This window comes from Streptococcus sp. CSL10205-OR2, from assembly GCF_025660655.1.
Taxonomy (GTDB): Bacteria; Bacillota; Bacilli; order Lactobacillales; family Streptococcaceae; genus Streptococcus.
In genome coordinates, this window is sequence record NZ_JAOTIN010000001.1 from 174,413 (window position 1) to 193,651 (window position 19,239).

General features: G+C 36.9%; 21 protein-coding genes and 1 riboswitch. All 21 genes read right to left on the minus strand.

Features of this window, described 5'->3' with window-relative positions:
• Positions 1-137 precede the first annotated feature (137 nt).
• The gene (locus N7659_RS00775; protein WP_263275345.1) at positions 138-845 is read right to left on the minus strand and encodes an L-ribulose-5-phosphate 4-epimerase; all 708 of its coding nucleotides are present in this window, start codon (positions 843-845) and stop codon (positions 138-140) included.
• Positions 839-1,708: an L-ribulose-5-phosphate 3-epimerase gene (locus N7659_RS00780; RefSeq protein WP_263275346.1), complete on the minus strand. Its 870-nt coding sequence runs from the start codon at positions 1,706-1,708 to the stop codon at positions 839-841. Before N7659_RS00780 ends, N7659_RS00775 begins: the two co-directional genes overlap by 7 nt.
• Position 1,709: 1 nt before the next feature.
• The gene (locus N7659_RS00785; RefSeq protein ID WP_263275347.1) at positions 1,710-2,378 is read right to left on the minus strand and encodes a 3-keto-L-gulonate-6-phosphate decarboxylase UlaD; all 669 of its coding nucleotides are present in this window, start codon (positions 2,376-2,378) and stop codon (positions 1,710-1,712) included.
• A gap of 66 nt (positions 2,379-2,444) precedes the next feature.
• Positions 2,445-2,930 carry a PTS sugar transporter subunit IIA gene (locus N7659_RS00790; protein WP_263275348.1) on the minus strand — a complete coding sequence of 162 codons (486 nt, stop codon included), beginning with the start codon at positions 2,928-2,930 and terminating at the stop codon, positions 2,445-2,447.
• A gap of 126 nt (positions 2,931-3,056) precedes the next feature.
• Positions 3,057-3,335, minus strand: coding sequence for a PTS sugar transporter subunit IIB (locus N7659_RS00795; protein ID WP_199567931.1), 279 nt, complete (start codon positions 3,333-3,335; stop codon positions 3,057-3,059).
• Positions 3,336-3,413: 78 nt separating this feature from the next.
• Entirely contained in the window at positions 3,414-4,850 is a 1,437-nt protein-coding gene (locus N7659_RS00800; protein WP_263275349.1) for a PTS sugar transporter subunit IIC, read from the minus strand.
• Positions 4,851-5,153: 303 nt separating this feature from the next.
• Positions 5,154-5,798: a thiamine phosphate synthase gene (gene thiE, locus N7659_RS00805; RefSeq protein ID WP_263275435.1), complete on the minus strand. Its 645-nt coding sequence runs from the start codon at positions 5,796-5,798 to the stop codon at positions 5,154-5,156.
• Entirely contained in the window at positions 5,794-6,582 is a 789-nt protein-coding gene (gene thiM, locus N7659_RS00810) for a hydroxyethylthiazole kinase (protein ID WP_263275350.1), read from the minus strand. Before thiM ends, thiE begins: the two co-directional genes overlap by 5 nt.
• Before the next feature lie 3 nt (positions 6,583-6,585).
• The gene (thiD, locus tag N7659_RS00815; protein WP_263275351.1) at positions 6,586-7,380 is read right to left on the minus strand and encodes a bifunctional hydroxymethylpyrimidine kinase/phosphomethylpyrimidine kinase; all 795 of its coding nucleotides are present in this window, start codon (positions 7,378-7,380) and stop codon (positions 6,586-6,588) included.
• Between the two features lies 1 nt (position 7,381).
• A complete protein-coding gene (tenA, locus tag N7659_RS00820) occupies positions 7,382-8,062 on the minus strand; it encodes a thiaminase II (RefSeq protein ID WP_263275352.1) in 681 nt (226 codons plus the stop codon).
• Positions 8,063-8,127: 65 nt separating this feature from the next.
• Positions 8,128-8,796 carry an energy-coupling factor transporter transmembrane component T family protein gene (locus N7659_RS00825; RefSeq protein ID WP_263275353.1) on the minus strand — a complete coding sequence of 223 codons (669 nt, stop codon included), beginning with the start codon at positions 8,794-8,796 and terminating at the stop codon, positions 8,128-8,130.
• The gene (locus N7659_RS00830) at positions 8,783-10,069 is read right to left on the minus strand and encodes an ATP-binding cassette domain-containing protein (protein ID WP_263275354.1); all 1,287 of its coding nucleotides are present in this window, start codon (positions 10,067-10,069) and stop codon (positions 8,783-8,785) included. Before N7659_RS00830 ends, N7659_RS00825 begins: the two co-directional genes overlap by 14 nt.
• Positions 10,070-10,072: 3 nt before the next feature.
• On the minus strand, positions 10,073-10,630 hold the full coding sequence (locus tag N7659_RS00835) for an ECF transporter S component (RefSeq protein WP_263275355.1): 558 nt from the start codon (positions 10,628-10,630) through the stop codon (positions 10,073-10,075).
• A 13-nt stretch (positions 10,631-10,643) separates the two neighbouring features.
• Positions 10,644-11,198, minus strand: a complete 555-nt coding sequence (gene thiW, locus N7659_RS00840; RefSeq protein ID WP_263275356.1) for an energy coupling factor transporter S component ThiW — start codon at positions 11,196-11,198, stop codon at positions 10,644-10,646.
• 162 nt (positions 11,199-11,360) lie between these two features.
• Positions 11,361-11,450, minus strand: a riboswitch (TPP riboswitch).
• A gap of 57 nt (positions 11,451-11,507) precedes the next feature.
• Positions 11,508-12,161 carry an HAD family hydrolase gene (locus N7659_RS00845; RefSeq protein ID WP_263275357.1) on the minus strand — a complete coding sequence of 218 codons (654 nt, stop codon included), beginning with the start codon at positions 12,159-12,161 and terminating at the stop codon, positions 11,508-11,510.
• A gap of 144 nt (positions 12,162-12,305) precedes the next feature.
• Positions 12,306-13,973: an ABC transporter permease gene (locus N7659_RS00850; RefSeq protein WP_263275358.1), complete on the minus strand. Its 1,668-nt coding sequence runs from the start codon at positions 13,971-13,973 to the stop codon at positions 12,306-12,308.
• Positions 13,973-15,052, minus strand: coding sequence for an ABC transporter ATP-binding protein (locus tag N7659_RS00855; protein ID WP_263275359.1), 1,080 nt, complete (start codon positions 15,050-15,052; stop codon positions 13,973-13,975). The genes N7659_RS00850 and N7659_RS00855 overlap by 1 nt, the downstream gene beginning before the upstream one ends.
• Before the next feature lie 10 nt (positions 15,053-15,062).
• Positions 15,063-16,097 carry an ABC transporter substrate-binding protein gene (locus tag N7659_RS00860; protein ID WP_263275360.1) on the minus strand — a complete coding sequence of 345 codons (1,035 nt, stop codon included), beginning with the start codon at positions 16,095-16,097 and terminating at the stop codon, positions 15,063-15,065.
• Between the two features lie 66 nt (positions 16,098-16,163).
• Positions 16,164-16,943: a helix-turn-helix domain-containing protein gene (locus N7659_RS00865; RefSeq protein WP_263275361.1), complete on the minus strand. Its 780-nt coding sequence runs from the start codon at positions 16,941-16,943 to the stop codon at positions 16,164-16,166.
• Entirely contained in the window at positions 16,921-18,603 is a 1,683-nt protein-coding gene (locus N7659_RS00870; protein ID WP_263275362.1) for a sensor histidine kinase, read from the minus strand. The genes N7659_RS00865 and N7659_RS00870 overlap by 23 nt, the downstream gene beginning before the upstream one ends.
• A gap of 164 nt (positions 18,604-18,767) precedes the next feature.
• Positions 18,768-18,944 carry a hypothetical protein gene (locus N7659_RS00875; RefSeq protein WP_263275363.1) on the minus strand — a complete coding sequence of 59 codons (177 nt, stop codon included), beginning with the start codon at positions 18,942-18,944 and terminating at the stop codon, positions 18,768-18,770.
• Positions 18,945-19,239: the final 295 nt, after the last annotated feature.

Genomic DNA, 19,239 nt, shown 5'->3' on the forward strand with positions numbered 1-19,239 from the left:
CAACAACCAAAGTCTTCTTTTTTATTTTTATAATATCATATCCCTTCTGCCAATAGTTCTATTAAAAAAGCAGTGTTTATGAACACTGCTTGCAACGACTCATTAATTGATTATTTAAACTTATTTTGGCAAAGTCTTTATGATTTTTGCCCGTAGTAAGCATTAGCACCATGTTTTCTGTAATAATGTTTATCCATAACATGTTTTGGAACGGGTTGAACTCTTGGATTGATTTGTTCTGTCAAACGGCTCATTTTAGCCACTTCTTCTAAGACAGCTGAGTTATAGACAGCCTGTTCAGGCGTTTTCCCCCAAGTAAATGGTCCATGATTACGGACAACAATTCCTGGAACAGCTAAAGGATCAAGCTTACGATTGGTAAATTCTTCTAAAATGACAGTCCCTGTTTCTTTTTCATAAGCTGTATTAACTTCTTCTTCCGTCAAAGAACGCGCACAAGGAATTGGTCCAAAAAAACAGTCTGCATGAGTTGTTCCATAAATCGGGATATCTCTGCCTGCTTGCGCCCAACCAACAGCCTCGGTCGAGTGGGTATGAACAATGCCTCCAATTTCTGGCCAAGCTTTATATAAAGCGACATGGGTCGGCAAATCTGAAGAAGGATTCAAATCTCCTTCAATGATATTACCATCAAGGTCTGTCACAACCATATCCTCAGGTTTTAATTTATCGTAATCTACACCTGATGGTTTAATGACAATACAACCTAGTTCGCGAGAAACTTCTGAAACATTGCCCCATGTGAATTTGACTAGGCCATGACTAGGAAGTGTTTTATTGGCTTCACAAACTCTTTTTTTAATCTCGTTTAAATCTTTTACCATGTTTTCAACCCTGCTTTCTCAATCAATGGATAAAGAAAATCTTGCGCTTCTTTTATCGCAGCTTTTGTCTCTTCCACTGTTTCACAGTTTTCAGACCACATTTCAATGAGAAATGGTCCATTATAGTTGGTTCTTTTTAACACATCAAATAGTGCTTCCCAGTCCACACAGCCTTGACCAAAAGGCACATCTCTAAATTGTCCTTTTGAGTTTTCTGTGACTGGGTAAGTATCTTTTAAATGAATGGCAGCTATGGCATGATGTCCTAAGTAAAATTCACTCCATAAATCATTATGCCAAGCCGAGACATTGCCTGTATCAGGATAGACAAATAGATAAGGCGAATTAATTTCTTTTGCCACTGCCAAATACTTTTCAATGGAATTGATAAAAGGATCATCCATGATTTCAATGGCCAAAATAACTTGTGCTTCTTCTGCCCAATCACAAGCTTGACGGAGATTTTTCATGAAGCGAACATGTGTCTCTGGTGATTTTTCTTCATAATAGACATCATATCCGGCTAATTGAATCGTTCTGACACCTAAATCTTGTGCCAACTCAATACATTTTTTCATCAATTCTAATGATTTTGCTTCTATCTCGGGATCGTTTGACCCAAGTGGGTAACGACGATGCCCAGAAAAACAAATAGTTGGTATACGAACACCTGTTTCAAAAATGTTCTTAACAATGGTTAAACGCTCTTCTTTTGTCCAATCAAGACGTTCTAATCTCGCATCTGACTCATCAATAGACATCTCAACAAAATCAAAACCGAGTTCTTTGGCAAAATACAAACGATCTAGCCAAGTCAACTGCTTTGGTGTGGCTTTTTCATAAATACCAATGGGACGAACCATATCATGACCCCCAAATTCGTTTGATTTCATCTTTAAATGCACGCGCTGCTTCTGCTGGGTTTTTGGCTTCAGTAATACCACGACCAGCTATAAAAGTATAAACATCAATACCTTCAAATAGCTTTAATGTGTCAACATTAAGGCCACCCGTCACTGAAACACGAAAGCCCATGTCAACTAATTTTTTAATTTTACTTAAATCTTTTTCACCCCATGTTTGACCGGCTAAAAGAGCATCTCTTGATTGATGGTAAATGGCTTGTGAAATACCTGCATCCAGCCAAGTTTGAGCTTCTTCAAAGGTCCAGTTCCCATAGAGTTCAATTTGAATTTCCCCACGATCTCCTTTAACTTCCTTAATGGCTTTAAGCGCTGCTTTCATGGTTGGAACAGTGGCACAACAAATACAAGTCATCCAATCTGCTCCTCTTAGGGCATTATTTTTTGCAACAGTCCCTCCAGCATCAGCACACTTAGTGTCAGCCACAATAATTTTGTCTGGGAAGAGATTATGTAGCACCTCTACTAATTCACTACCAACTTGTAGGAGACAAACAGTTCCTGCTTCAATAATATCAACTTCTTGACCAACTGAAACAGCTGCTTTAACGGCTCCTTGTAAATCTGAGTGGTCTAGAGCTACTTGTAAATTTGGAATTTGATTTTTCATAGGTTTCCTTTCTTATAGACAGTCTTTCTTATCTTTAGAAAATATTGCCTGATTCTTCTAATATAATTAACTGTTTAAATCCAATCCTTCAAGGTATGGACTATTCTTTGATTCTTCTACCATAGCAAGAACTTCCTCAGCACTTTGGCAAGCTACTAGACGCTCAATCGCATTGTCTAACTCCATCAAAGCAATAATTTGAGGAATCGCAACTGAGGTATGAATGTCTGAGCTGGTTGCTGCTAAAGCAATAAGGACTTGAACAGACTTGCCATCTGAAAAGACAACTGGTTCTTTTAGCGTGACTAATGAAAAGGCATCTCGCAAAACACCTGCTTCTGGACGAGCGTGAGGCATGGCCATTCCAGGCATCAAGACATAATAAGGACCATATTCTTCAGTAGAGTCAATAATCGCTTGATAGTATTCTTCTTTTACAGCACCACTTTCAATTAAGGGTTGAACCGATAATTGAACAGCTTCTTGCCATGTCTTCGCGCTAAGTCCCAAGCGAATCGATTGATTGTCAATAAATGCTTGTTTTAAATTCATAACCTCTCCTTTTGCCTATCTCATTGATTAACAATGAGCATTATCAAATTATTTCTTGGCATAAAGAGAAAGTATTGTAAATGGATTAACAATACCTTTCTCTACTATCCAAAAATAATCACTTGATTACAAAACTGCTTGTAATTTTTCTTTGATTTCATTATCATCCATTAGATTATCTAAACCAACGAGATGTCCTTTTGTACGACCATCTAATTCATGGATTAAATGATTTGAGGCAATGACAATATCATAATTAGCTGCCAAACTCTTTGCTTCACCTACTGAACAAGACGCCGATTGGAAATCTGTAATCCCTAGTTGGCGAAGGGCATTTTCCACTTTCATTTTAATAACCATTGATGATCCCATGCCGTTTCCGCATGCTGTCAATATTTTAAGCATTATCTTTCCTCCTAATGATATGTCTAGCCACTTGATTGCTAAGAGCAACAGGGCAAAATGAATGATGAAATAATATTGTTATTCTTGAACTTCACCTTTGTAGTAAGCTTCTTTATCTTTTGCTTTTCTATATTGTAATTGTGGAATGACTAATAAGAAGAGACAAACAAGAACGAAACCAGCAATACCAAGGTATTTGAAGAGATAACCAAATGGTAACCAAGGGATAACAAGGTCAATGTTACCATGATAACCGCCTGATAGTTGTAGTAAGCCAACAGCTACCGCACCAAGTGCCACTTGAAGGATACCTGAGCAAAACGATAAAATAGCTGCAGCTTTCCAACCACCACGTTTATCAGCATACACTGCTAATGCGGCATTATCAAAGAATACTGGAACAAAACCAGTGATGATAAGGATTGGACTCTTAAAGATAACTAAAAGTGCGATAGTGACTAATTGTCCGATTAAACCAAAGGTAAATCCTGAAAGAACGGCATTGGCTGAACCAAAACCATAAGATGCGGCAACGTCAACCGCAGGAAATGAACCTGGAAGAAGTTTATTTGAGATACCTTGGAAGGCATTGGTCAACTCAGAAACGAACATCCGAACACCTTGCATCAAGATAAAGAGATAAACAGAGAAGGTGAGAGATGTTTGAAGAACATACATGAAGAAAGCTTGTTTATCAGGGCTATAAGCACCTGTTGTGATGAGTTCTGTATTTGACATAATTTCTGGGCCAAGAACACTTAAGATAACACCAAAGAAAACTAGCATTAGTGTTGCTGAGGCAACAACAGTATCATGGAAAATACTTAAGAATGATGGTAATTTTAAGTTGTCAAGATTTTCTTCTTTTTTACCAAAGTAAGGTGCAACCTTATCAACAAACCAAATCGCAAATTGTTGTTGATGCCCAATAGCAAAACCTGCACCACCAGTTAAACGTTGTGTCGCTTCCACAGTCATATTGGAGCTAACCGCCCAGTAAAGACCACAGATAATACCAACTGCCCACATGCCCCAAGTGTTTTGAAGTTGAGGGATTAACAAAAGAACGAAAACGGAAATCGTTGCTGCCTGTTGTACCATGATGTGCCCTGTGATAAACAAGGTTCTAATTTTTGTGATTTTACGAAGGGCAACTAATAAAATATTGACACCAAATCCGATTAAGAGAGCTGTTGTCGCTACACTAATGAAACCCATTGTATCAAGTTTTGCGTTGGCAGCAGCTAAACCAAAGTAAGGGTCAATAACTGCTGCATTTAAATTAAATTTTTGAGCCAAGGCAACTAAAATCGGTCGGAAAGTGACAACCAGTCCTCCTGCACCTACATTTAAAATGAGATAGCCAACGGTTGCTTTCACAAAACCTGCAAACACCTCATGCAAAGGTTTTTTGAGTAGTAAATACCCGATTAAAACCAAGAGACCTACAAAAAATGCCGGGTTCTGCAAAATGTTTTGAGAGAACCAATTTAGGGGCGCTAGAAATATATCCATAGGAACTACCTCTTTTCAAAGTTTTTATTTTCTTTCTAGCTTTATTATAATTTTTGTAAGCGCTTTTATAAAGACCAAGTATTGTACATTTCTATGTTCAAAATTAGACCTAATAGAAAATCTAAGTGACAAATGAGTTAATCTAAGCCTAAAGATAGTAAAAACCAGGAGAACAACCTAGCTTCTTTTTTACCAATAGTAAGCTAATAAAAATACTCATCTCTTAAAAAGATGAGTATCTTTACTATTTTTCCTAAAAATCCTTTTAAACACGACGGACACTAGACATAACGAAAGGAACTGCTAGTTAGAAAGTGCCAAATCAAGTGTTTGTCTTAACCTTTTTGTGGTTTGATAGACATCTGGACTTTTGGAAATGGCTGAAATAATCGCAACACCATCTGCTTTTGCTTCTATGATAGAAGAAATGACAGATTGGTTGATACCACCAATAGCAACAATGGGAAGATCTGGATTGATTTCTCTGATGGCTTTCGTTGTGCGATTACCAATAGGTGGTTTAGCATCTGCTTTAGATTGTGTTGCTTGAAAAGGTCCTACACCAATATAATCGACAAGTTCAATCGCTGATTGTTGATATTCTGCCATGGTACTGACTGATAAACCAATGATTTTATGGGGAAGTCGTTTTCTTGCTTCTTTAACAGCAATATCCCCTTGACCGATATGAAGGCCGTCAGCATCAATTGCTTCCACCAAATCAATATCATCATCAATGATAAAAGGAACATGATAACGATGACACAAGGTTTGTAATTGCTGCGCCATTTTTTTCTTATCCTCTTTTATTAAAGCATTTGATCCTTTTTCGCGAAATTGAAAAAGAGTAATGCCTCCTTTTAAGGCTTCTTCAACAACTGACAGAAGATTATTTTGTGGGCAATCAGCCGTGCCACAGACAAAGTAAAGTTTTAAATTATCTTTAATCATTAATGATTCTCTGCCTTTCTTTCATTTGATGAGATCTTATCTGATAAAGGCTATCTAAAAAAGCAACCTTAAAACTACCAGGCCCAGTTGTACTGGTTTTTTCTTGTGCCAATTCACCAGCGATATTATAGGCTAACATGGCCTCAGATAAACAATCTAGATAATCCTTTTCTTCAGAAAGACCGATAAAAGCAGCTAATACAGCCCCCAGTAGACAACCTGTTCCTGTCACAAGAGGCATTAGAGGACTACCATTTTGAATGAGTCGCACCTGATTATTGACAGCAATCGCATCAACTGGGCCCGTGACTACAACAGGTATGCTAAAAATAGTGCTAGCTTTTCGAGCCAAAGCACCAATATCTTCAACAAAACCACTATCAGCTCCTTTTGATGTTTGTTTTTCCCCGATTAAAGCCGCGATTTCACTGGCATTCCCCCGTAAGAGAGTGATGGGATAATGATTTAGCAGATCAAGAGATACTTTTAATCGAAAACGACTAGCTCCTGCAGCAACAGGGTCTAAAACGACTGGTACATGATTTTTTTTGGCAATGGTAATCGCATTTTGATAGAGTTGCCATTTAGCCGGTGTCAAGGTACCAATATTAATCAATAGAGCACTAGCGACTTTTAACAAATCCTCTAAATCCTCCTCATATTCACTCATGGCAGGAGATGCTCCTAAAGCCAATAAGCCATTGGCTGTAAAATTCTTGACCACATCATTGGTAATACAAATAACGAGGGGATTACTTTTCTTTAGTTTTTCTAAATACATTTTCTATCCTTTATAGCTCAGATGATTGACAGGACCATGGCCCTTACCCAATTCCGGTGCATTTTTAATGGCTGAAGTGATAAATGCTTTAGCTGTTTTAACAGCTTCAACAATCGTTTTGCCTTTACCAAGTTCAGCTGTGGCTACAGCAGCAAATGTACAACCCGTTCCATGAGTATGAACAGTATCAATTCGCTCACTACTGAGCGTCATCAATCCCTCATTTTCTAAAAAGAGATAATCTTTAGCAAGACCTGTCGCATGACCTCCTTTAATAATGACATTTTTAACGTGATATTTATCTTGAATCTCATAACCTGCTTGGATGATACTAGCCTCATCAGGTAAAGAACGCCCCACTAAAACTTCTGCTTCTGGTAAATTTGGTGTTATAAGAGTTGCTAAAGGTAATAGTTTGCTTTTTAAGGCCAAAATAGCTTCTTCTTCAATCAAGCGATCACCACTTGTTGCCACCATAACTGGATCTAGGACGTAAGGTTTGGAATAATCTTTCAAGTATGAAGCGACAATGTTTATTATCTCAACTTGAGCAAGCATGCCTGTTTTAATCGCTTGTGGTTCAATGTCTTCAAACACACAGGAAAGTTGTTGATCTACCATATCAGGTGTGATGTGTTGCACTGCTCTAACCCCTTGTGTATTTTGAGCAACAACACTAGTTACCACAGCCATACCATAGGTTTCTCTGGCTTGAAAACTCTTCAAATCAGCCATAATACCTGCCCCACCACTAGGGTCAGTACCTGCAATCGTTAAAACTGCATCTAATTTAGCCATTTTAATCCTCCCAATCTTCTTGTGTCACTGCCATTTGGAAAAAACGTCTTTCATGTTGACAAGATTTGACAAAATTATCAACAAAAATGGCCTTATTTTCTTCAGAAATGCTTTGCGAATAGTGCTCAATCATTCTAAAATAGTTATCCATCAATTCTTCAATCCAATCATCAGCATAGAAATCAACCCATTTTTTGAAAGGATGATCATCTGCCAAATCATTTTCAGCATTTATTTTCTTAGCCACCTTGTAATAGATCCAAGGACATGGACCCATGGCTGATAGAGCACCTGAAATCCCATGTTCATGAATATTGTAGTACATGTGTTTAATATAATGGTCTGCGGAAGGATACCACTTACTACCAGCAACAATACTACTATAAGATTTACCAGTATAGGCTGCCAACACTTGGTGAGGGCCTTCTTGCCCTTCTAATTCTTCATTTAAAATCATTGACAATTGACCTATAAAGAAGCGCTTGTCAGTGACATTATCGGCTTTTGCCATACATAAAGCATAAATATCAGCAAATTTATTAAGATAGGCATAGTCAGCTTGTAAATAATGACAGACTGCTTTTGGGTCTAAATTACCATTAACAATTCCTTGAATGAAAGGATCGTTGTAGATAAGGTCAATATATTTTTCACCTTTTGCAATCATTTGTTCTTTTAACATTGTAAACTCCTTTTTTTATTGTTTGATAACATCTCACCATAGATGAGAAATATTTTTTTCATCCTTTATAGAAATAATATGAGGATAGCTGAGACAACAGCTGTTGCTAACAGGAAATAATCTTTCATGACAATGGGATAACGATGAGCATGTGTTCTCCTACTTTCTGAATCAAACCCCTTTGAAATCATTGCCATCTCTAAATGATCTACCCAGTAAATAGTTTTAAACAGTAAAGATAAGACTAACTTGGTTGATAATGGACCAACATGCTGTCCTCTTAATCTGAAAGCCAGACGATTTCTCTGATACTGTAATTTAATAAGTGGTAAGAGGTTGAAAACCGCAAATAAACCATAAGCAAATTTGCTGGGAAGTCTAAAACTCTGATGCAAAGATTCAATAAAGTCATAATTAGAATGGGAGATATGAAAAAGCAACCCAATATTCATGAAGACGAGTGGTCGACAAGCAACTGTTAAAGATAAGATGACATCATGAGGATTTTTCCCCCAAATAAAGGTTCCTATGAAAATAGAAACACCCATTAAAAGACCAACAGCATTAAGCCATAAGAAGGCACGCTTAGATCCACCATAAAAGAGGTGGGCAAGAACAATAATCCCAAGTAAAAACAAGGTCAGCCAAAGGTTAAAACTAATACTAAAAGCAAAGGTTAAAATGAGTAAGCTGACAAAGGTCATCGCTGGGTGATAATTTTTAAGGTATAGCATTTGTCACCTCCACAAATCGTGTCGCTAAGGTCTCTTTCAGTGCTTGGTCATGACTGGTGAAGATTAATCCACAATGATTTTCTTGACAATAGTTTAAAATCAAATCCATAATCGCTTGTGCATGGTAGGCATCTTGACCATAGGTTGGCTCATCAATCAAAACAAGAGAAGCCTGACTAGCCAGAATAATGCCAACCGCTAAACGCCGTTGTTGCCCTTGACTTAGTTGAAAAGGGGATAAATCTTTTTTCTCCCATAATTGCAGTGTTTCTAAAATGCTTTGTGTTTTTTTCTCATCCTGACAGGTTTGATAAATCTCTTCATAGACATTGGCAAAAATGAATTGCTCCAATGGGTTTTGAAACAAGAAAGTGATGGCAGACATATCTTTTTTAATCCCTTTGACTGCTCCTTTGTTCTTATAAATCCCTAAAAGGCCCAGGAAAAAGCTGGATTTCCCAATGCCACTTGGTCCATCTAAACAAAGCCTCTCACCTCTTTTTAAAGTGATATCTGGATAAAAAATCGTCTTATCCTTTGCCAACTGTACCTGAAACTGCTTGGTTTCTAGTAAGGTGTCTCCTAGAGCAATCTTTTTGTCTTTTAATAGTAAAGGTGGAAAATATTGTTTTAAAACGTCATAGTTAACAGCTGATAAACCCTTTTCAAACCAATAATAAGTCGTCATCTTGCCTTCGTAATAATCAATCAAATGATCAATCACAATCAAAATAGCATTGGTTTGTTCTTGATAGGCCAAAACATCACCTAACAGCTTTAAGGCACTTTTTTTATCAAGATTGGCAAAAGCTTCATCTAAGATCATGACCTTGGGATTTTTTAAAAAGATAGCTGCCAGAGATAGCCGTTGTTTTTCTCCTTGAGAAAGAGTGTTAATCTGACGATCATGATAATTGGCTAAGCCAACTTTTTGTAAGACTTGAGTGACTTTTTCAGCCATGGTTTCTGGATTTTCCTGCAAATTTTCTAAGACAAAAAGCAATTCCAAAGCAACGGTATCCATACAAAACTGTAAATCTGGATTTTGAAAAATAAAGCCAACGTCTTTTGGCGAAATAGCCTTATCATCTAATAACACTTGACCACTTGTAGGCTTTTTTAAACCTGCCAACAAAAAGGCAAGACTACTTTTACCACAACCTGAATAACCACCAATAAGGATTTTTTCTCCTGAATTGATTGAAAAATGCAAGCCCTCAAACAAAGGAGAATGATCTTGATAAGCATAGCTTAGATTCTCTACTAATAGCATAGCTTAGCCTTTCTGACTAATAGCATAGGAATTAAGAACACCACTGTTTTTAAGCTGATCACAAATCCCTTTAGTCACAAGGAAAAAGACGATAGATGACAAAGTTCTAACAGTAATCATCACTAGATTATAAGTAAATCCAAAAGCGCCATAACTATTAGCATAATAAGACCATGCATAACTGAATAATGATGTTAAAATCGCTGACAAAACAAATGCTGGCCACTTGTAGTTTTTATAACCAAAAAAGGTAAAACCAAGTTCTGATCCTAATCCTTGAAGGGTTCCGATAATCAATACACTAGGACCAAACATTGATCCCGCCAATACTTCCACTAAAGCTGCCAAGATTTCAGTAATCAAGGCTGTTCCAGGTTTTCTTAAAATATAGATAGCCATAGGTGCCGCAACAAACCAAACACCATAAATAATTTCATAAGCCACAGGACCAATAAAAGGAACAAAAATACCGGCAAAATAGGCGGCCCCCAAATAAATAAGGCCTAATACAACTGATAATAAAGCAATTAGTAAAACATCTTTCAATGTTATTTTTTTCATTTCATCATTCTCCTTAAGATATAAAAATAGTTTGTAGACGTGTAAATAAAGGGAGTCGTTTCAACCCTTGAATCAAGAACATCCCAATGATACCACCGATAATCGTTGCCCCAACAAATCTTGGAGTAAACAAGAAAAGAGACTGAGCGGCTGCTGCTTTGGCTAAAAGTTCACTATCTCCTTGGGCACTAAAAGTCCAGTACCACACCATAACAGGTGCTGATAAAATGGAACCTATTAAACCAGTCCCTATAAATTCTCCCAACCATGATGCCCAATCTTTTTTCCACAATCGGTAACACACTCCAGCTAAGAATGCCCCTGGCCCTGCTCCTAAAATAGCTAAAGGAGCTACTGCAGCGACACCTGATTGGGTTAAAATTCTAATAACTGCTGTTATTAAAGCCATGATTAAAGCATAGACAGGCCCCATGAGAATCCCTGCTATCACATTAACCACACTGGACATAAAAGCCATCCCTTCGATCCGAAAAATCGGACTTAAAAACACATCAAGTGCAATCATAATCGCTAGCACTGATAGTTTTGTCGTTTTATGATTAACCATCACTTCCCCTTTCATGGACTTGAAATGGTAACAAGCTAAAACAAACCTATTGAAATATAAAAACCCCATTTGCAAGCAAACGGGGTTTGAATCATCAATTAGATAATGAAAGCGCTTTATATTTCACAAAGAAAAAAAGTACTTTCCCGTCACAAAAAACTCTCATGACGGCACACATTTCCCTGCGACAGTACTAACTGTATCAGGTTCAATGGGTATAATCTCAGCTGTTAAGCACCCCAAATGTCCTATTTAATTTTACAACTTGATAATAACACAATTTTAAAAAATTCTCAAGAGTTTGTGAAATTAATGAGTAAAAATAGTGCTGATTAATTTGGGTAAATCACTAAATTGAGAAAAGCGAAAATCAATAAAATCTTTTTGTTCTTCTAAAGGATAGACAGCATTTTCAAAATATAGTGTTGTGATGCCGAGCGTTTTTGCTTCTTTCAAATTTTGCCAAGAATCCTCAACCATCACAAGATGATGAGGTGAGACACCAATATCACACGCTACTCTTTGCAAGAAATCACTTGTTTTATCTTGAAAGTTAAAATCAAAAATGCTATAGACGGCCTCAAAAAATGGTAAAAGGGAATTGCTCTCCAATCCTTTTAAGGCTAAGTGACTCTCATTACTAGTCACAGCAACCAACTCGTAACCGTCTTCTACCAACGTTTCAAGTGTTGAGAAAACATCTGGCATCAAGGTTACTTTCTCATAAGCCTTAACAAGTAGCCTGTCTTTTTCTCGTCTCAAATCCTCTAAAGTCCAATCGTTGCCCAAAAGAGATAGCAAATAGTCTTCTGCTTGAGTCATGGTACTATGCCATAGTTTTTGACGAATAGTCGTTGTTAAGCTGAGCTCATTTTGAGCAAGTAACATTTCAACCACTTGATCCCAGATAGGATAGGAATCAAAAATCACACCATCCAAATCCATAAAAATAACTTTTTTCACGATACCCACTCCTTTAACATCATCATATCACAAGAAAATAAAAGACTCAATGCTGTTTATTCTCTAACTATTTTGAGGACTCTAAACAAAAACCAATTCTCGCACAAAGACAAGAATTGGTTTGATATCATGGCACGAAACTCTTTATGACATGCTAATACTATCACTCTTAGAAACTTTCATAAATAAAAGAAGTGAGAGGACAGTGAAAATAGTTAGTAAGGTTGATAAAGCAGCAGCAATACCATAATTTCCTCTAAGAACTTCCGTATAGATGGCTACTGTCATAGTCTTTGTTCGCACATTATAAAGTAAGATAGAGGTTGATAACTCAGAAATCATCGTAATCCAAGATAAGATAGCGCCTGCAATAATCCCTGGCATCATCATAGGAATTGTGACCTTAACAAAGGTATTTAAGCGTGAAGAACCAAGACTAGCTGCGGCTTCTTCAATACTAGGTGATATCTGTTGCAAGGCCGCTACTGATGAACGGATGGTATAAGGTAAACGCCTTACCGAAAACGAAATCACCATAATCAGCGATGTCCCGATAATGGCAAGAAAACCAGTCCCACCAATACCAGTATTAAAAGCTGTGATAAAGGCAATCCCAAGAACCGTTCCAGGAACAATATAAGGCACCATGCTCATACTATCAATCAAGGAAGTAAAGGCATTGCGTTTACGAACACTCAAGTAAGAAATAAAAGTAGCAAAAATAACAACCACAACGAGAGCCATAAAAGGAATACGTAAGGTGTTTAAAATACTTGAGCCCATGCGATCAAAGGCCTGTTGATAACTATTTAAAGAATAGCCTGGCACAAAAATCATGCCTGAGGTTTTTAAAAATGAAGTGTAAATTAGGTAGGTTTGTGGCATGACAGATAAACCAATAACGCCATAAACCCACAAGTAAATCATAAACTTCTGGAGTCCTTGAACAGGTTTTGCTTCAATCGGGTGAAGAGAATTCATGCTAAAACTGTTTTTATGGGCAATGTATTTTTGCACCAAGAAGATGGTTAAAGCAATGATAATCGCGATAATCGCAAGAGCTGAAGCAAAGGCAGAGTTGCCACCCACTTCACTGATAAACTGCGTGTACACGAGCACAGGGAAGGTACGATAACCCTCACCGATTAACATCGGTGTCCCAAAGTCTGAGAAAGCTCTCATAAAGACTAAAAGAGCTGCCGCTAAAAGCGTTGGTACCAAAAGAGGTAACACAATTTTCGTAAGCCGACTAATTCCCTTCACTCCCATACTTTCAGCTGCTTCTAAAAGAGAATTATCCATACTCTTTAAAGCGCCACTCACATATAAAAAGACTAAAGGAAAAAGTTGAAGGGTAAACACAAGAACAATGCCAAAGAAACCATAAATATCAATGTTTGGAAAGCCTAGTGTATTAATCAAAAATTTAGTAATCACACCATTTCTCCCTAGGAGGAGAATCCATGAATAGGCACCAACAAAAGGAGCTGACATAGAGGCAATAATGATTAAAATTTGTAAGACCTTTTTCCCCTTAAACTGAAACATGGCAAAACAATAAGCCAGCAAGGTCCCAACAACAAGTGCCAACAAGGTTGCCATCACCGATACTTTAAAACTATTAAATAAGGTATCAAAATAGTAATCTCTTGAAAAGAAAGTTAAAAAATTACCAAGTGACAACTGCCCATCTACAAAAAGAGCTTGTTTTAAAATAGTGACAATCGGATAGATTAAAAAGATGAGATAAGTGACAAATATGATAATAGAAGATATGAGCCAAATATTCATCCGCTCAAGGCCTTTTTTCATCACGTCACCTCCAATAAATTCACCTGACCATCTGCTGAAAAGACATTGATTTTGGAAGTGTTAATTCTTAGACGGATCTCATCTCCAGGACCAAAGTCTTCATCAAGCGTTGACTCCTCTGTCACTTGAATGCGATCAGAAAAAGGTGTTTCTAGAATATATTCTGTGTTTAACCCCAGATAAGTACTATCTTTAATCGTTGCTTTAATCGGACCATCAAGGTCTCTAACAAACTCTTCTGGACGCACACTAACTCTTACCTCTTGGTTGTCCAAATGATTTAAAAGAGGGTAAGGAATACTTGAACCATCGGCAAATTGAAGATGAGCTTGTTCTTCTTGTTTCACCAATTGCGCTGAAATCATATTGGTTCGTCCAATAAAGGTGGCTACAAATTCATTTTTAGGGCGATGATAGAGTTCTTTTGGTTTACCAATTTGCTGGATTTCTCCTAGATACATGACAGCAATCTGATCGGAAATAGCCATGGCTTCTTCCTGGTCATGCGTCACATAAACCGTCGTAATACCAACTTCTTTTTGAATTTCTTTGATGGCTTGTCGCATCTCTATTCTTAATTTGGCATCCAAGTTACTCAAGGGTTCATCCATTAAGAGTACATCTGGGCTGATAGCTAGAGCTCTTGCTAGAGCCACACGTTGTTGTTGACCACCACTGAGATTTTCTGGCTTGCGGTCTCTAAATTGATCAATCTGCATCAGTTTTAGATAGCGATCAATTCTTTCAGCCATTTCCTCTTTACTGAGTTTACGTTGTTTGAGCCCAAAAGCAACATTGTCTTTGACAGAAAGATGAGGGAAAATCGCATAGTTTTGAAAAACCATCCCAATATTGCGTTTACTTGGCTCCATTTGATTGATGCGTTCATTTCCGAAATAGAAATCTCCACCCTCAATCGAGTTAAACCCTGCAATCATTCGAAGTAGCGTTGTCTTTCCACAGCCTGATGGCCCTAAAAGAGTAAACAGACTGCCATCTGGAATGACAACATTCAAATCTTCAATGACGGTTGTATCTCCATAGATTTTTTTGGCATTTTTAATGATAATTTCACTCATTTAGCCACTCCTATTTTGATTGTAGGTCAACAAAAATCTGATTGTAATGATTAACAATATCTTCTTGATGTTCAATAACGTAATCATAATCTTCTACAAGTGTTTTGATATCTTCAAGTGGCTTCATATTATCACTAACTGCTACATTTTTACGAACAGGGCGATTAGTGGTTTCAGTCCCAAGAGTGTCTTGTGCTTCTTTTGAAATCACAAAGTCGATAAATTTTTCTGCATTTGATTTATTAGGGGCATTTTTAATAATAGCAGTACTAGCTGGAAGGAAAACAGACCCTTCTTCTGGGTAAATGACTTCAATATTAGCACCATCATTAAGCAGTTTCACGGTAGGATCTTCATAAGACAAACCAACAGCCATTTCACCGTCTGCTACCGCCTTATAGACAGCAGAAGAACTTGAATTGATTTTACCATCAATCAAAGTGAAGAGATCTTCAACATATTGCCACGCCTCATCATTATCATAACCACCATTAGCTTGAAGCATGTTGGTTAATTGAGCAAAAGCACTAGAAGAGTTGGATGGGTCAGCTGTCGCAATTTTACCTTTTAATTCTGGGTTAAGTAAATCCTTATAACCTTTAATATCCATACCTTTGGTTAAATCATTATTAACTATCAAGACTGAACCATCCAGTGCGTAAGGTGTAGAATAGCCAGTCGTATTTTGATATGCTTCAACAACATTCTCATTTTCAGGAGACACATACTCCTCAAAAAGTTCTGGATGTTGTTCGTATTGTGTGTAAGACCCACCAAAAATGATATCAGCAACAGGTTGACTAGCTTCGCTTTCTAATTTTTTAAAGAGTTCACCAGTACCTGCTTGAATTAATTCCACCTTAATGCCATATTTTTCTTCAAAAGCTGGAATAATCGCATTGATTAACCCTTCAGAGTTAGGTGAGTAAACGACCAGTTTATCGCTTTCTCCTGAGTTATTTTCTGACGTCTGGCTTGAACCACAGGCTGTCAAACCAATAAGAGCAATAAAACCAACAATTAGTGACAAAAATTTGTTACGCATAAGAATGCTCCTTTCATTTATTCACCCTCATTGTATAAAAGAAAGCGCTTTATTGATAGGAAAATTCTATCCTTTATGGGTAAAATTCTCTTTAAATTCGGTAAAACTCAAACCGGTATAACGACGAAAAACCTTACCAAAATAGTTGTAATCGGAAAAACCAACAGCCTCAGACACTTCATAAGCCTTGACATCAGGCAAACTCATCATCAGCTGAATAGCTCGCTTAATCCGGTAACGATTGAGGTAGTCTGTGAGGGTAATTCCTAACTCCTCCTTGATTTTTTTATAGAGATAACTTTCACTGTAACCAAAATGCTTGGCCAAATCTTCTGTGGCGATTGGTTTATCGTAGTTAAGATGCAGCCACTCAACCAGTTCTTTTGCCCAATCCTCAGACATGACCTGAGGCAGATTAAGTGATGAGAAATCAGACCAGATAGGCTCCTTCTCCTCGGCACTACTACTATCGTCTTTCTTTTTTAAGTCCAACTGAATTTGCCAGAGACAATCTCTTAATTCTTCTAGGTCAATCGGTTTTTCGATGAAATTATAAACACCATATTGCATCGCTTTCTTGGCATGTTGAAAGTCACTATAGGAAGACAAAATCACTTTTTCATAGGTCACCTCTTTTGTTGCTTCAAACATTTCAAAAGCTGTTTTATGAGGCATTTTGATATCGGTCAACACCACATGCGGTTTTAAAGTTTTAATGAGACTGGCTCCTTCTAAGCCATCTTTTGCGACCGCTACTACCTCTAAACCTAGTTGATGATAATCAAGTGCCTGTGTTAGCCATTGTCTAATGAGTGTTTCATCTTCAACGATGATTAATCGGTACATCGCCTCTCCTTTCTATAGATAGAGTCACCAGATTTTTATCTTCTTGTTTAGCAATCATAATCTTGGTGCTTGGATAAAGCATGACCAAACGCTTGTAAGAATTAATCAAACCATGATGTGTATCATCCGTATGGATGTAATCAGCAAAAACGGCTAGAAAATCTTCAGAAAAACCTGACCCATTATCAGACACAGTAAAAAGAATTTTTTTGTTCTCCTCTTTAACCGTCAACCCGATATCTAGAGCATGACGATCTTTCATACCATATTTTAAAGCATTATCCACCAAGGGAAGAAGAAACAATCTGGGGATGGTTAACTCACTTAGATGATTAGGATAGTCGATAGTGTAGGTTAATTCTTCAAACCGCACCTGATTAACTAAAAGATAGTCTTCAATAATCGTCAAATCATCTGCTAAAAAGCCATAATCAGATATTGAAGTCACACTATAGCGTAGCACACGATTGAGTGAGAGAATCATCTGCTCTGCTTTTTTCACATCAAAATACATCAAAATTTTAATCGCTTCTAAGGCGTTATAGAGAAAATGCGGATTAAATTGTGCCTCCAGCAATTTTCGTTCACAACGCGCTTTTTCTTGTTCTGACTGCAAGGTTTGTTCAAATAAAAGTTGCATGGTTTCGACCATTTTATTAATTTTATCCGCGAGATAACCAAACTCATCATCGGTACTCACTGCAACAGATTCTTTAAAGCCTTTCATCATGAGGTCCAAATCGGAAACTAAAATATCAATACTATCACTACTATGAAGAGTTATTTTTCGTGACAAACGATTAGACGCCGCAAAAAGAATAAAAATGATAACTGTTGCAAAAAGACCCGTGAAGGCAAAAAGATAGGAGAGTGGTACTACCAAAATATAAGTGTAGAGATAAAGATCTTTATTTAAAAATGTTTTATTAGCTAGGTAGAGATTGCCTTCTCTCAAACTTAAAAGCCGTGATAAGGAGGCCCCATCTATCTTTTCAAGAGACTCAGCATCATACCTAGAGCTATTAGAGGCAAAGAGATTATCAAAATAATCGGTGATAACATACTGGATAGCTTCTGATTCAACAGAAGATTCAAAATCATTACTATCAATATAAAGAACCAGATAGCCTTCAACTTCGTTTTCTTGATAGATGGCTTTTAGCTTGATGAGATAGTTGTTTGATTGATGATCTTTCATGATTTTAAACAAACTCTCTCTTCCAAGATTGTTGAGAGCGATTTTGACATAGGCATCATCTTTTAGACCATCACGATTGGGGAGACGTGTGGTCAACAAGAGCTCCTTATCAGCACTATAGACGGCAAGTGTTGAACGAAAAGGTAGCTGATTGGTTTCTTCATAAATCTGACGAAACATCTCACGCTCACTAATATTACCAGAAATAAAAGAATCAAGACTTCCCGCTTCTAAATCCTTAAAAACCTGACTGGTCGTAGCATCTATCTCTTCAAAATAAGATTGAACCATCCTTTTGCCCTGCATTAACTGACTATATTGTAAGAGTAAAATAAAAAAAGTCAGTATAAAGAGGTAGGAGAGCCCAATAACAAGGGCAATTTTCTTAAAACTATGTCCCATTTCAGCACGTAATTTATCTCTGAAAGGCACAATTTCTTTTTTCTCTACTGGTAAGGCCATATCCATTTCCTCGCAAACAAAAAAGTGTTTCTCCTCATTCCTTAACGACACTGTCATTATAACAGGCAAAAACAAAAATGTAAACGGTGTCATAAAACAAAAATCCCCACACAAAAGTGTGAGGAATATTTACTAAAGAACATAGCTTTAAAACTTTCTAACAGTTAATTTTCTTTATCATTATTATAAAAAATTTTCCAATTCAAAAAGGTTCCTAAAAAAGCACAGACAAAAACAATCACTCTAGTAATTGTTATTTCTTGTGATAGGATAATCACTGCAGAAACTATCTCTATGAGTAATAAAAGGATAAAAAATATATCTAATTTGTCATATTTCATTTTAAATCTCTTTTCTTTCTTAATGGAAATATTCGAAACAACACAGCGCGTTAAAATAAGTTTTAAACGTACACATTCTGGCACCGTCTCGGTGCTTTTTTATTACTATTATTATAGCAATTTTTAGAGAATATAGAAATAATATACAAAATTTTGTTTTAAAAAATATTACTCAATAACATCAATTCATAGCACTAGTTTACTGTCTCATTTGAGAAGTAAACTAGTGTCTTTTTTATTTTGATATTTTAAAATCAATTCCTTATATTAAAAACATTTCCTCTCTCTTGCAAAT